At 57.4% G+C, this 13,806-nt stretch carries 11 protein-coding genes and 1 tRNA gene; 1 reads left to right on the forward strand and 11 read right to left on the reverse strand.

Annotated elements, in window-relative coordinates; genetic code table 11:
• Positions 1-16 precede the first annotated feature (16 nt).
• On the reverse strand, positions 17-2,620 hold the full coding sequence (gene polA / locus HMPREF1986_RS09645) for a DNA polymerase I (RefSeq protein WP_021774652.1): 2,604 nt from the start codon (positions 2,618-2,620) through the stop codon (positions 17-19).
• Between the two features lie 14 nt (positions 2,621-2,634).
• Positions 2,635-3,024 carry an anti-sigma factor family protein gene (locus tag HMPREF1986_RS09650; protein ID WP_009215947.1) on the reverse strand — a complete coding sequence of 130 codons (390 nt, stop codon included), beginning with the start codon at positions 3,022-3,024 and terminating at the stop codon, positions 2,635-2,637.
• A 69-nt stretch (positions 3,025-3,093) separates the two neighbouring features.
• On the opposite strand from HMPREF1986_RS09650, the gene HMPREF1986_RS09655 reads away from it, so the two are divergent.
• Positions 3,094-3,172, forward strand: a tRNA-Leu gene (locus HMPREF1986_RS09655).
• A 50-nt stretch (positions 3,173-3,222) separates the two neighbouring features.
• Here the strand turns inward: HMPREF1986_RS09655 and upp are convergent.
• From upp to HMPREF1986_RS09700, 9 genes are all read right to left on the reverse strand, one after another.
• Positions 3,223-3,864 carry a uracil phosphoribosyltransferase gene (upp, locus tag HMPREF1986_RS09660; protein ID WP_036600194.1) on the reverse strand — a complete coding sequence of 214 codons (642 nt, stop codon included), beginning with the start codon at positions 3,862-3,864 and terminating at the stop codon, positions 3,223-3,225.
• A gap of 76 nt (positions 3,865-3,940) precedes the next feature.
• The gene (locus tag HMPREF1986_RS09665) at positions 3,941-4,771 is read right to left on the reverse strand and encodes a hypothetical protein (RefSeq protein WP_021774654.1); all 831 of its coding nucleotides are present in this window, start codon (positions 4,769-4,771) and stop codon (positions 3,941-3,943) included.
• Positions 4,768-5,466 (reverse strand): hypothetical protein, encoded by a 699-nt coding sequence (locus HMPREF1986_RS09670; RefSeq protein WP_021774655.1) that lies wholly within the window; start codon positions 5,464-5,466, stop codon positions 4,768-4,770. The genes HMPREF1986_RS09665 and HMPREF1986_RS09670 overlap by 4 nt, the downstream gene beginning before the upstream one ends.
• Before the next feature lie 24 nt (positions 5,467-5,490).
• A complete protein-coding gene (locus HMPREF1986_RS09675) occupies positions 5,491-7,425 on the reverse strand; it encodes a DNA topoisomerase (protein WP_021774656.1) in 1,935 nt (644 codons plus the stop codon).
• The gene (locus HMPREF1986_RS09680) at positions 7,422-8,486 is read right to left on the reverse strand and encodes an aldose epimerase family protein (RefSeq protein ID WP_021774657.1); all 1,065 of its coding nucleotides are present in this window, start codon (positions 8,484-8,486) and stop codon (positions 7,422-7,424) included. The genes HMPREF1986_RS09675 and HMPREF1986_RS09680 overlap by 4 nt, the downstream gene beginning before the upstream one ends.
• Positions 8,483-9,835 carry an HlyD family secretion protein gene (locus HMPREF1986_RS09685; protein WP_021774658.1) on the reverse strand — a complete coding sequence of 451 codons (1,353 nt, stop codon included), beginning with the start codon at positions 9,833-9,835 and terminating at the stop codon, positions 8,483-8,485. The genes HMPREF1986_RS09680 and HMPREF1986_RS09685 overlap by 4 nt, the downstream gene beginning before the upstream one ends.
• 1 nt (position 9,836) lies before the next feature.
• A complete protein-coding gene (locus tag HMPREF1986_RS09690; protein ID WP_021774659.1) occupies positions 9,837-12,188 on the reverse strand; it encodes an ABC transporter permease in 2,352 nt (783 codons plus the stop codon).
• A gap of 3 nt (positions 12,189-12,191) precedes the next feature.
• The gene (locus tag HMPREF1986_RS09695; protein WP_155978802.1) at positions 12,192-12,926 is read right to left on the reverse strand and encodes an ABC transporter ATP-binding protein; all 735 of its coding nucleotides are present in this window, start codon (positions 12,924-12,926) and stop codon (positions 12,192-12,194) included.
• 180 nt (positions 12,927-13,106) lie between these two features.
• On the reverse strand, positions 13,107-13,631 hold the full coding sequence (locus tag HMPREF1986_RS09700) for an NUDIX hydrolase (RefSeq protein WP_021774661.1): 525 nt from the start codon (positions 13,629-13,631) through the stop codon (positions 13,107-13,109).
• Positions 13,632-13,806: the final 175 nt, after the last annotated feature.

The raw sequence follows: 13,806 nt of genomic DNA on the forward strand, positions 1-13,806 counted from the left end.
AAGGACCTCCCCGCTCTCAATGCGCTTCCTCCCAGTTCCTTCCGCGCTTTGCGTCCGCAATCAGCGGAACCAGGAGCTTTGCGGCGTTTTGCATCGAAAGGATGAGGAGCTTCTCCACCTGATCCGCCTCCTTCTCGGGCGTCTCCAATAAAAGCTCATCGTGGACCTGCAGCACAATGCGGGCCCGGAAGGCTCCCGCCTTTAAGGCGCGGGAAACCTCGTTCATCGCCTTCTTCATGATATCCGCCGCGCTCCCCTGGATCGGCGAATTCATCGCAACCCTCTCTCCGAAGCTCCTCCTCGCAAAATTCGAGGAAGTGATATCCGGCACGGGGCGTTTCCTGCCGAAGATCGTCCGGACATAGCCCTGCTTCCTCGCAAGCTCCACCTCCCCGTCCAGGAATTTCTTCACGCCGGGATAGGTCTCAAAATATCTCTCGATATACTCCTTCGCCTCTTGCCTGGAGATGCTCAGACCCTCGGAGAGCCCGAAGGCGGAGATCCCGTAGACGATCCCGAAATTCACGGCCTTCGCGTTTCGCCGAAGCTGCGGCGTGACCTCGGAGAGCGGAACATGGAAGACCTCGGAGGCCGTCACCGCGTGGATATCATCCGCATTCTGATAGGCGCGGATCAGCTTTTCATCCCCGCTCAGTGCCGCGAGGATGCGAAGCTCCACCTGGGAATAGTCGGCATCGATGAAGATCGAGCCCTCCTTCGGGATGAAGACTCTCCGGAAGCGCCGCCCCATCTCCGTCCGGATCGGGATATTTTGAAGATTCGGATCCGTCGAGGAGATCCGGCCGGTCGCAGTCACCATCTGATTGAAGTGCCCGTGGATGCGCCCGTCCTCCCGGATCCAGGAGAGAAGCCCCTCCGCATAGGTGGAATTCAGCTTGCTGTAGGTGCGGTACTCCAGGATATCCGCCGCAAGTTGGTTCTCCTCGGAGAGCTTCTCCAGGACATCCGCCGCTGTGGAATATCCCGTCTTCGTCTTCCTCCCACCGGGGAGCCCCAGCTTTTCAAAGAGGATCTGCCCGAGCTGCTGCGGGGAATTCAGATTAAACTCCTCCCCTGCCTCCCGGTAGATTCTCTCCCGGATCTCCCCGATCTTCTCCCGGAGCTCCGCCCCATAGGAGAGGAGGGCCTCCCGGTCGACGAGAATCCCGCTCTCCTCCATCTCGTGCAGGGTGAAGACCAGGGGGAGCTCGATCTCACGGTAGAGCTCCCTCTCCTTCTTATCGAGCCGGGAGAGAAGCTTCTTCCCGCTGAGAAGGGAGAGGAAGGCGCGGTACTTTCCCGGCCTCTCCGAATCCCCGAGCTCCTTCTCAGAGGGGAGGAGGAGCCCGAGATAATCCCTCGATAGGTCATCATAGTCATAGCTGTCCTTTAAGGGATTCAGGAGATAGGCCGCAAGGGACAGATCCTGCCAGTTCCCCTTCTCGGATATTTCGGTCCGGGAGAGCTGCTCCTTTAAGGACAGGGTATAGAGCAGGGTCTTTTCGGAAAGCGCATTCAGCTTCTCCCCGAAGGGAAAGCCGTGAAAGCGGTAGAGCCGGTCCTTCGAGAGGGCAAAGTAGAGGACCTCCTCATCCTCCTCCCTCGCGAGGAAAAAGCCGGCGGAAGCGGCATTTTCCGCATCCGAAAAAACGATCCCGAAGAGGTAAGGATCCGTCACATCCCGGCATTCCGGAAGGGAGAGCGTCCCCTCTCCCTCCCCCTTTGAGAGCAGTCCCTCGTCAAAGCGCTTCACGAGGGATTTAAACTCCAGTCTTCTGACCATCGCAAGGGATTCTTCGTTAAAAAGATTCTCCACCCGGGCATCCCGGAAGTCAAAGTCGATCGGAACCTCCAAGAAGATCGTCGCAAGGGTCTTTGAGAGCCTGGCAAGGTCCCAGTGCTCGAGGAGCTCCTGCCCCGCCCGGGGCTTCCTCGGAACCTTGAAATCCTCCTCCAGCGCGTGCTCCTTCGCATTCTCTATCGTATGATAATGCTGTATGATCCACTCCGCCGTCTTCGGCCCCATGCCCGGCACACCGGGGATATTGTCCGAGCTGTCTCCCATCAGCGCCTTCAGATCGATGAACTCCTCCGGGCTCACCTTCCACTCCGCCCTGACATCCTCCGGGAAATAGCTCAGGATCTCCGTCTGTCCGCGGCTCGTCTTCGGCAGGCTGATCTTGATGCGGGTATCCGCGAGCTGGAGGAGATCCCTGTCGCCGGACACGATGACGACCTCTTTCCCCTCCTTCTGCATGCGCTTTGCGATCGTACCGAGGATATCATCCGCCTCATATCCCTCCTTTTTCAGAATCGGGATATGCATGCTCGAGAGCAGCTCCTGCATCAGCGGCACCTGCTCCCTGAGCTCCTCCGGCATCGCCTTCCTCGTGCCCTTATATTCCGGAAAGAGCTTATGGCGAAAGGTCGGCGCGGGCAGATCGAAGGCCACCGCGAGGTGATCCGCCTCCTCCAGCTCCAGCTCCTTCAAAAGGATATTCAAAAAGCCGTATACGGCATTCGTATGCTTCCCCTCGGAGTTTGTGAGCTCCGGGATGCCGTAGAACGCGCGGGACAGGATACTGTGCCCATCGATCAATAAAAGTCTGTTCTCTGACATGGAACCTCCAGGCTCTAAACGAAAAAAAAGAGGCAGGATAATACGGGATATCGGAGCTCGATGCCGTGTTTTTGCAAAAGGATCCTCCCCAGGAGAAGCAGTGCCAGAACAAGGCTCCAAAAGACCGCGGTATCCGCCGCGTAGCGCCCTGTCGTGAGCATGGACAGGCGGATCAGATGGAAGCGGGACTGCTCCAGACTCTTCCGAAAGGCCCGGTCCAGATTCAGATCATCATCCTCATTCTCCAGCTTTTCCACGCCGGTGTACACCATATGCGTGATCTTAAGCTCCTCCATACACTCCGGGCAGTCCTCAAGATGGGAGAGAAAGTCCCTCAGCGTGCGCTCATCCAGATCCCTGTTCAGATAATCATACATGCACTTTCTCGCCTCGAGACAGTTCATCCCATCGCCTCCCGGAGTACTTGCAAAATATCCCAAAGTATGCTAATTTAATTCCGCTGTTTTCAGCAAGCCGCCATGGCGGAATGGCAGACGCACTTGACTCAAAATCAAGCGGGAAACCGTGCCGGTTCAAGTCCGGCTGGCGGCATAGAGAGCGATCGGAGCAAAGACCGCTCTCTTTTTTTCTTTCCATTTTGCCTACTTTGTGCCGAAGATCCGGTCCCCCGCGTCCCCGAGTCCCGGGCAGATATAGGCATTTTCATTGAGACAGCGGTCCAGATTTCCCACATAGATCTGGACATCGGGGTGAGCCAGGGAGAGCGCCTTGATCCCCTCCGGCGCCGCGATGATGCACACGAACTTGATCTTCCGGCCGCCGTGCCTCTTGATCTGTGTGATCGCGTCGATCCCGGAGCCTCCGGTCGCAAGCATCGGATCGCAGACCACGATGGTCCTCTCCTCTATGGGATTCGGGAGCTTGCAGAAATACTCCACGGGCTTATGCGTCTTCTCATCCCGGTAGAGGCCGATATGCCCGATTTTCGCCGAGGGCACCAGGGCCGTGAGCCCGGACACCATGCCGAGCCCCGCCCTGAGGATCGGGACCACCGCGAGCTTCCTCCCGGCGATCACCCTCGTCTCCGTCTTCTCGATCGGCGTCTCCACCTCCACGCTCTTCATCGGAAGATCGGAGAGCGCGACGAAGCCCATCAGCATCGCGATCTCCTCCACCAGCTGGCGGAATTCATTGGTACCCGTCCTTTTATCCCGCAGAATCGAAATCTTATGCGTGATCAGAGGATGATCCAGCACATATACATTTTCAGAAAAGCCATCCATTTTGAAAAACGCCTCCTCTTCCAAGCTCCTTCTCCTCTTCTGCTCCTCGGATTTTTCTCATCCGCAGAAATCCCCTCTACTTCGTCTCCGGCTCAAAGCGAATCAGTACATATCCGCCGAGCTTCTCCGGCAGCGGGACGGAGAAAATGATGTTCCCCTTCATCGTATAGAAGAAGCTCTCCGTCTTCGGATCCCCTGAAAAGGCCTGCTTCGAAAAAAGCGAAATGTAGTAAGAGCGGTCCTTGGAATGCAGGTAGTTCAGGATCTCTCCGCTCTCCGACGCATTCTTCTCCTCAAAAAGAAGATCCTTTCCCAGCACATATTCCGCAGCGGTCTCCGGCTGGAGGAAGTCCTTTAGGTAAACGGACTCTCCCGTCTTTAAATCTACGGTATCCGCAAAAAAGATTTTCGTCTTTCCGTTTAAGAGCCCGCTGTAGATCACGCCGAGACGGCTCCGGTCCAGTGTGTTCTGCCGGCAGGAAAGCTCCAGCTTGTCCTTTGCCGCATCGATCGGATAGGCCTTCACAAAGCTGTCCACATGACTTTTTAAAAGTGCGTTGACCTTATCCTGCTGCGCGCTGTCCTCCATGCCGGAGAGGACGGGATACTGCAGCTTCACCCCGTCGGAAAGGCTCTCCGTCTGCATCGAAAGCTCATAGCCTCCCTGCTCTGCCCTGCTCTTTTCCGCGGCGATTCCCTCTGCCCTCTCCGGCGCGCTGCTGCTCTCCGCCCTCTCTTCCCTGTCTGATTCGTCTCCCGGCTGCACGGTCTGCACCGCGGCCGGACTGCTGTGGATGCTCTTCATCGCGTCCGTATCCGTCTTTCTCGTCATCCTCATAAAAATCAGTGCGCCGCCGAGCACCACTGCCGCTGCTGCCGCCGCTCCCGCAACTACCCGATTGTTCATATCTCCCTATGTCCTTTCTCTCCCGTTCTTTTTCGCGCGATCTCTCCCTCCCGCTTATAGATGGAGTCGGCATCCACTGTCCCCCGCACGGAGCTCAGAGGATAGATGTTCGTATTTCTGCCGATACAGCAGCCCGGGTTCAGGACAGAGCCGCAGCCCACCTCCACACAGTCCGAGAGTATGGCCCCGAGCTTCTTGAGTCCTGTCTCAATCTCTCCGTCCTCCGCATGCACAAAGACCGGTCTTCTGTCCGATTTTACATTGGAGGTCAGAGAGGCCGCTCCCATATGGGAGCGATAGCCCAGGATCGAGTCGCCGATATAATTGTAATGCGGAACCTGCACAGAGTCAAAAAGGATCGAATTTTTCAGCTCACAGCTGTTCCCGATCACACAGCCTCTCCCGGCGAGGACACTTCCCCTGAGGAAGGCACAGTGCCGAACCTCGGTCTCCGGGCCGATCAGGATGTGGTCCGAAAGAAAGGCGGAATCATAGACTCTTGCGCTCCGGTGAATCCAGACGGTCGGGCTTCGCTCCTCATACTCCGAGGGAGGGAGCTCCCTGCCTATCCTCTCGATAAAGGCGGAGAGCTCCGGAAGCACCTCCCAGGGATAGCGCTTCCCCTCAAAAAGCTCCGCCGCCTGAGTATAGCGGAGCTCGAACATTTTTTCAATCCGAAGGTCATCCTTCTTCACTTTGCTTTCCTCCCTCTTCCCGCTTTAAAGGCGCATTGCCTTTACCGCATTTGTCTTCGACCGGACGAAGCGGTCGAGCTTCGCCATATACTCTTCCTCCGTGATCTTCCCCTCCGCCACATAGGAGAGTCCCTTCTCCCAGGATGCCGTGAGCTCGGGATTCAGAAGCTGCCGGATCGAGGCCCGAAGCGCCGCTGTGACAAGCTCCCCGAGCTCTGTCGGAAAGAGAAGCTGCGTCTTTTTCTGAAGCTTAAGATACCCGATCCTCTCGAGCTTTGTGAGGATCGCCGCCCGGGTGGCCGAGGTCCCGATGCCGGATCCCCGGATCTGCGCCCGGAGCTCCTCATCCTCAATCAGATTCCCCGCGTTCTCCATCGCAAGGATCATGCTCCCGGAGCTGTAGCGCTTCGGGGGCGAGGTCTCGCCCTCCTTCAGCGTAAGGCTCCGAAGGACGAGCTTCTGCCCCTTTCGAAGCCTCTCTCCAAAAGCCTTCCCCTCTCCGCTCTCCTTCCCCTCTCTCTCCTTCTCCTCCCCGTCCCCGAGGATCCTGAGATAGCCGGGCTCCCGGAGCGAGCGGGAATTTGCGAGGAAGCTCTCCCCGGCACATTCGATCCGAAGGGAAAGCCTGTCGTAAATTGCGGGCGGATAGAAGATCGAGAGAAATCTCCTCACGATGAGATCATAAATCCTCCGGCTGATGGGGGAAAGGGCCGAAAGCTCCCTGAGGCCCTGTCCGGTGGGGATGAGGGCATAATGATCACTGATCTTTTTATCATCCGTATAGCGGCTCTTTTCGATCCTTTGATACTGATTCCCCGCGAGGATCTCCTCCGCATACTTTTTGCAGGGCGGATAGGAGAGAAGCCCCCTCAGATTCTTTTCTATCTCCCGCGCGACCGCGGAGGAGAGCACTCTCGCATCGGTCCTGGGATAGGTCGTGAGCCTCTTCTCGTAGAGCTCCTGCACCGCGGAGAGCGTCCCGTCGGGATCGATCTTCAGGATGCGCGCGCAGTCATTCTGAAGCTCCGCGAGATTATAGAGGAAGGGGGGATTCTTCGTCTCCTTCTTTTTTTCGACAGAGCGAAGGACCGCCTCCCTCGGAAGAGGGGAAAAGGAGGCCGCGAACTCCTCCGCGCGTTCCTTTCGGAGAAAGCCGCTCCCCTTATAGAGCTCCGTCGGCCGATAGCGCTCCGAGTCCTCCCGGCCCCGAAACTCTGCCTTCAGAATCTCCCCTCCCTCTGCCTCTGTCCCAAAGTCCCCGAGAAGCTTATAAAAGATGGTCTTTTGAAAGCTCCGGATCTCCTCCTCCCTCCTCACGAGCATGCCCAGCACGCAGCTCATGACCCTCCCGGCGGATACCACCGTATTCTTCTTCCGCCCGAGTCTCCTGGAGATTTCCTTTCCGTAGCGGAGGGTTAAGACGCGGGAGAAGTTGATCCCCATCAGATAATCCTCCTTCGCCCGGGAAAAGGCGGCGGCAGAGAGACAGTCATAGTCCGATTCCGGGCGGGCCTCCCGGATCCCTCTCAGGATCTCCGCCTTCGTCTGGGAGTCGATCCAGACCCTTCTCCTCTCCTTGTCCTTAACGCCGGCCTCCCTCTCCACCAGGCGGTAGATATACTCCCCCTCTCTCCCGGAGTCCGTACAGACATAAATCCGTTTGACATCCTCCCTCTTTAGGAGGGAGGAGACGATCTCAAACTGCTTCCGCACGCTCCCGATCACCTCATACTTGAATTCCTTTGGAATAAAGGGAAGACTGTCAAAGCGCCACTGCCGGAGCTTCTCATCATATTTTTCGGGATAGGACATCGTGACCAGATGCCCCACGCACCAGGTCAGGATATAGTTTTCCGTCTCCAGATAGCCGTCCCGCCCGGAGCCCCTTGGCTTAAGCTCCAGAGCCTCCGCGAACTGCCTCGCGACGGAGGGCTTTTCTGTGATAAAAAGCTCCTTCATTTTCTCCTCTCCAGCGTAAAGCGGTAGCTGCTGACACTCTCCCAGCGCTCTCCTCCCCGCAGAATGGGACTTAGGAAATTCCTTTGGTTCACGCTGTCCGGATAATACTGCGTCTCAAAGCAAAAGCCCGATCTTCTGCCGTAGTCCTTCCCGCCCTTTCCGATTCCCCTCGCATCCATGGAGTTTGCGCTGTAGAACTGAAGGCCCGGAAGGTCAGTGCGAAGCTCCAAGCCGATCCCGGATTCCTCCGAACGGGCCCGGGCGGCGAGTCTCTCCTCCCTCCCGCTTCCCCTTAAGCAAAAGTTCTGATCATAGCCCCCGGATATGCGAAGAGGCGGGAAATCCGCCTCAATCCGCTCTGATATCCGTCTTTCCTCCCGAAAGTCCAGCGCTGTCCCGTCCAATGGCGCGATCTCCCCGGTGGGGATGGAGGAAGAGTCGGTCGGCGTATAGCAGTCCGCAAAGATCTGCACATACTGCCCTCCGATACTGCCGCTCCCCTCTCCATTCAGATTAAAATAGGCATGGTTTGTCGGATTGAGCACCGTATCCCGGTCTGAGATCCCGAGATAACGGATGGACAGAAGATCGTCCTCAGAGAGCGTATAAGAGACGGAGAGCTCCAGGGACGCGGGATAGCCCTGGTCGCCGTCCGGGGAATGGAGGGAAAAGCAGACGGAATTTTCCTCCCGGGGAAGCTCCGCCCTCCAGAACCTCCGCCCGTAATAATCCGGGCCGGAGTGAAGGTTGAAGTCTCCCCCGGCGTTCCGCCCGAGGGAATACTGAATCCCGTTCAGGGAAAAGCCCGCTCCTCCGACCCGGTTTGCATTCCGGCCGATAATCTCCCCCATATGCCCCGGGTTTTCGGGAAGATGCTCCGCTCCTCCGACTCCGAGGAGGATGTCGCGAAATTCTCCCTCCCGGTCCCGAACTCTCATGCCGTGCCAGATCGCGCCATAGTCCAGAAAGGACGCCTCTGTGCCCCTCCCGTTTCGAAGAAGATAGCGAAAGACCTCCCTTCCATCCGGAAGTCTCCCAAAGGAATCCCTTTTTACCGTCATTTCTCTGTTCCTTTCTCTTTCTCTTTTTCTCCCTGGCTCTTCTGCTTTCCCCGAAGCCTCACACCGTCCCGGATGCCCTTTGCTCCGGCATCCCGGATCAGCTCCTCGCCCTCCTCGATGCCGCTCTCAATGACGGCATTTCCTCCCGCCTCATAGGAGAGGCTCAGCTCCCTTTTCTGCGCTCTTCCGGACTGAAGGACATAGGCAAAGTGCTTCTCATTTTCCTCGAATACCGCCTCCGCGGGGATCGTTAAGACATTCTTTCCCTCGTAGCTTCGAAGGCGAAGCGTGAGGCCGTAGCCGTCCCTCCCGGAGAGCGCGGAGCTGTCCTTTAGAGAAACCCTCAGCTCCACACGGTACTCATCGCTTCCGAGAGCGGACACGCCCTTCTCCGCATAGCCCCGGATCTCCGCGATTTCTCCCTCGAAGTGCTCCTCGCTCCCCCTGAGCTTCAGCTTCACATCGACCGGATCTCCGATGTGAAGGAGGGGGGCGACAGAGGAGAGGACCTTCGCACTGACATACGCTTCCCCGCTTCCCTTGATCCGCACCGCCTCCTGTCCCGCGGAGATCACCGAGAGATCCCGGATGGGAAGGGCGGTGATGATCCCCGCGCGGTTCGCCCGGACACTGGCCTTCCCGATCTTCTCATCGAGCTGAGAAAGGGCTGCGTTCAAGGCGTCAATCTTGGACTGAAGGGCCGCCCGGTCCGCACCGTAGAACTGCTCATTCAGCTTCTTCCCGCTGATCCCCTGCTTTTCGAGCTCCCGGAGGGACTGACTGCTTCTCTCATAACGCGCCCTCGCCGTCTCCGCATCGCTCTTTGCCTTCTCATAGGCGGCCCTGGCCTTCTCCCGGTCCGCCTCGGAGATATCACCGCTCTGAAAGAGGCTTTCCGCCGCCCGATAGTCCTTCTCCAAAGCCGAGAGCGCCGCGTCCGCGGATTCAAGCTGGGATTTCAGATTCCCGATGTACTCCTCCGGGGAGGCTGTCATGAGAGGATCCAGCTCCGCCTTTTGAAGCTGTGCCTCGAGGGACGAAAGCTCCGCTCTCTGCTGGTCTCTTTGGTAGATATAGTCCGTTTCGTCCAGCTGAAAAAGCTCCGTTCCGGGAGAGACCTCCTGTCCCTCGGAGACAAGCACTGCCTTGACCGGGGCGGAGAGCTCCGAGATCACGGAATAACTGTCTCCGAAGGAGAGCGTCCCGTCCTCCGTGATGTAATCCTCCACATCCCTTCTCTCCGCCCGCACCGTTTCGACCTCCTTCGGCAGTGTGCGGAAGAAGATGACAAGGACAAGGATCAGGAGAAGCGGCAGAAGAAAAAGCCATTTTCTGTTTTTTTTCAGCATATCATTCCCTCTCTTTCAGAGCTTCTGTGAGCGCGGTTTTCAGGATCAGACGGACAGAGCTTCGCCAGGAACAGAGACTGATCAGGAGGCAGAAGAAGGCGGAGCTCAGACTCGGCATGAGATAAAAGTGAAAGCTGATAGAGTAGGAATCCGACTTCATGCTGAGCTCGAGAAGCCTCCGAAGCATATAATTTCCGGGAAGCCCCAGGAGAAGGCCGAGGAGAAGGAGGAGGAGCTGCTCGATGAGGAGCATCCTCCCAAGCTCCCCTCTGCTGGATCCCATGAGCCGAAGCGTCACAAGCTCAAGCCTCCTCTCCCGGATATTGATCATGCTGATCTGATAGATGAGGATTCCCGCCGCGAGAAAGGACATGAAGGCAAAGGCGCTCATCATGATGGAATTGCTCCCAAGCATTTTCTCATAGCTTTCCCGGATCTCCTGCATATCCGCGGCCCAGCGGAGTCTCTTCGCCCCTCTGACGCTCTCTCTCAGCCTTTCCCTCTGCCCGGGGGCCGCCTTCAGAAGGAGCTTGTTCGCAGCTCGGTCTATCCCGAGCACATCCGGAAAGGCCGAGAGCGCAAGATAGGCTCCGCTTCCGAATTCCTCCGATACGACCTCTGTCACGAGGACCTTCCTCCTTCCGCCGCGGACACCGGAAAGCTCCAGCTCCACCCGCTCTCCGGCGGATGCATGCAGCTTTTTCGCCAGACTTTCACTCAATATTACGCCGTTTTCCGGGGGAGAGAGATGTCTCCCCGAGCGGTCGAGGATGCGGCGAAGGGAAGAGCCCGGATTTAAACCCGTGACGATGCCGTACTCCTTCCGGGAGCCCTTGTAGAAGACGGCCGAAAGCTGAGATATGGCCTCTGAGACCCTGGCACCGGGAAGCTCCTCTCCCGCTCCCGCCACTCTCTCCGGACTCTGATAATCCCATAAATCCATCAGGATATCATAGCTCTCCGTCCCCACAAACTCCGTGTCCAGCATGTGCCTTATCACCTCCGGGAAGGAAAAAAGCACGGAAGAGAGCGAAAAGGAGAAGACGACCGCCAGCACGATGAGGGAAGAGCGGAAGGGATTTCGCAGCATAGAGCGGGCAGCCAGGCGGTCGAAAAGTGTCGGAAGCATGCGTTCCAGACCTGCCATGCGGAATACTTTCTGCTTCCCCCCGCTCTGCTGGCGCATCGCCGCAGCGGGACTGATGCGGAGGATCTCCTTTACGCCGAAAAAGACCGCGAGCACCGCCGCCCCGGAGGCAAGAAGCAGGGAAAAGATTCTGGAGGAGAGGATGTCCCGGTATTTTGGCTCCGGGAGATTGAAATACTGGCAGTAGATCGAAAAGATGTAACGGCCGAAAAAGCCCGCAAAGAAGCTCCCCAGCAGGGCGCCGAAAAAGCCGATCCCGAGTCCCAGGAAAAGATAGGACGAGATCAGCTCCCGATCGCTTAATCCCAGGGCCTTCATCCCTCCGATCAGCATGCGCTCCCGCTCCAGCATCTTTCGAAGGACAATATAGAGCATAAAAACAGAGATCATAAGGAAGATAAGGGGGATCAGCGTGCCCGTGCCCTCGAGCTCCTCTAACTCCTCCTGTACCCTGTTGTTGCTGCTTTGATCCTTCCTCTCGAGGATGCTCTGAAGCCCGTAGGGAGCGAGTCTCTCCTCGAGCTCATGGCGGATATCCTGAAAATCTATCCCCGGCTCCAGGCGGAAGGAAAGCTCCGTCAGATTCTCTGTCCCCAGGAGCTTCTGCATATCCGACTTTTCGATCATCGCGATATCATAGCTGGAGCCGTCCGGGACCATGGAGCCGCTGGGCGGAACCGAATAAATGTAGTCCGGCTGCCGGAAGCTCCCGCGGTAGCTGTAGCTGTGACTTTTCCCCTCGACAAGGAGGCGGAGCTCCGTCCCCCGGGAATAATGATAGCTGTCCTCCATCCTCTCTCCGAGGAGGATCTCCCCCTCCTCCGGGGCTCCCGCCGAGAACTCCGGGAGATTCTCCCTGTCCTCCCTGTCATAAGAGAGGAGGTGAACAGAGACGATCTTTCCCTCCTTCTCCGAGAGATCGGAAATCAGACGGAAATCCCCCGCGATCCTGCCGGAGGCCTCCGCTATGCCGGGGATGTCCTCCAGGCCCATAAGCTCCGCCTCTCCGATCCCGGTGACAGTGGCAAAGACCTCGCCGAAGCAGCTGTCCCGATAGTAATCCGAGATCTGATCCTCCAGATTCTGAAAGACATCGAAAAAGGAGACCAGCACGAAAATCCCGAGCGCAATGATGAGGAGCGCGCCGAGCAGGGAGGAGCGGTTTTTCAGAGCGAGCCGGAATACATTTTTTCGAAAACTTCTCATCGCCTACCACTCAATCTCTTCCGGCGGGAGCGGAGAGGCATTCCCCTCCTCCCGCTCGATCAATCCGTCCTTAAAGTAAATGACCCGATCCGCCATCTTCGCGATATTCGCATTGTGCGTGATCAGTACAACCGGCTTTTGATAGCTTCTCGAAAAGTCATAGATCAGTCGGAGAACCTGGATGCCGGTCTTGGAATCCAGCGCCCCTGTCGGCTCATCGCAGAGCAGAATATCCGGATTCTTGCAAAGCGCCCTCGCGATCGCGATCCGCTGCTGCTCTCCGCCGGAGAGACGATTCGGAAAATGGGAGGCCCGGTCCGAGAGCCCGACCTCTTTGAGGAGCTCCTCCGCCCCGATCGGATGCTCGGAGAGTTCCCCGGCAAGCTGAATATTCTCAAGCGCGGTAAGCCCCGGAAGAAGATTATAAAACTGAAAGACAAAGCCGACATGCTTCCTCCGGTAAAGGGTCAGAGCATCCTGGTCCGACCAGTCGAGCGCCTTCTCCCGGTAGTAAACCTCACCGGAGCTCGCGGTCTCCGTCCCCCCGAGAATATTCATCATCGTGCTCTTTCCGGAGCCGGAGGGCCCCAAAATAACGATGAGCTCCCTGCCGTAGACTGAGAGGGAAACGCCCCGAAGTGCCGTGAGCGTAAGTTCTCCCAGACGATATTCCTTCTTGATCTCTCTCGCGCGGAGCACGGGGATTCCGTGCTCCGCCCTCTCTCTGATTTCCGTCATGCCCCTCCTGTTTTCCGAAATGAATCTCCTGTTTTCCGAAATGAATCTCCGGGCCGGAAGTTCCGGCGCCATTTTTATACCGAAAAAGCCGAGCCTTCTCCCACCGCACCCGACGGCGCATAGGAAATTTTCAAAAATATCCGTATAAGCAAAGGCCGGAAGCAGCAGCGCATCCTCATATCAGCGCAAACCTTCCGAATCGCCGAGCGGGATTCGCTTTCCGTCCAGCGCCGCCTCCTTCAGCCCTCCTCTCCCATCGTAGCGAAGCTTCAGGGAGAAAAAGGGATGCTCCTCAGAGAGAAGCCGCAGAAAGATCCTGTCTCCCTCCCAGAGCGGAAGCTCTGAAAGCTTTTCGATCGGCACCCATTCCAGCACGCCTTCCTCACAGTCTGTCAGCTTTCCGTGAAAAAGGGAAGCCGTGTATAAAAACATATATTCCGTGACGCCGTCCCCGGAGAGAAAGGTCACAATGCCGCGGAGCCGGTACTGATCCAGACAGTATCCGGTCTCCTCCCGGACCTCCCGGAGCAGGCATTCCTCCGGACTCTCGTCCTTCTCGAAGTGCCCGCCCACGCCGATCCATTTTCCCGCGTTGACATCCTCCTTCTTCCGCACCCGATGGAGCATCAGATAGCTTCCGTCCCGCTCGATATAGCAAAGCGTGCTGAGCACGCCGTCCGCAAATCTTCTCTCCTCTTTTCTCATAACGCTCCCTTTCAAAGCGAGGGGAAGGCCGAGTCCTCCTCCGGAAGAAAGTACCCTACCGCTTCCGCCCTGCCCGTGCTATACTCTCCTCATGCGGTGCCCGACAGACATCTGCATTTCATTCCACCTGGCCGCTTTGTTCTGTGTCGGGCGGACAAACGGCAGAAAGGGCGGC

The organism is Oribacterium sp. oral taxon 078 str. F0263 (assembly GCF_000469565.1).
Classification (GTDB): Bacteria; Bacillota; Clostridia; order Lachnospirales; family Lachnospiraceae; genus Oribacterium.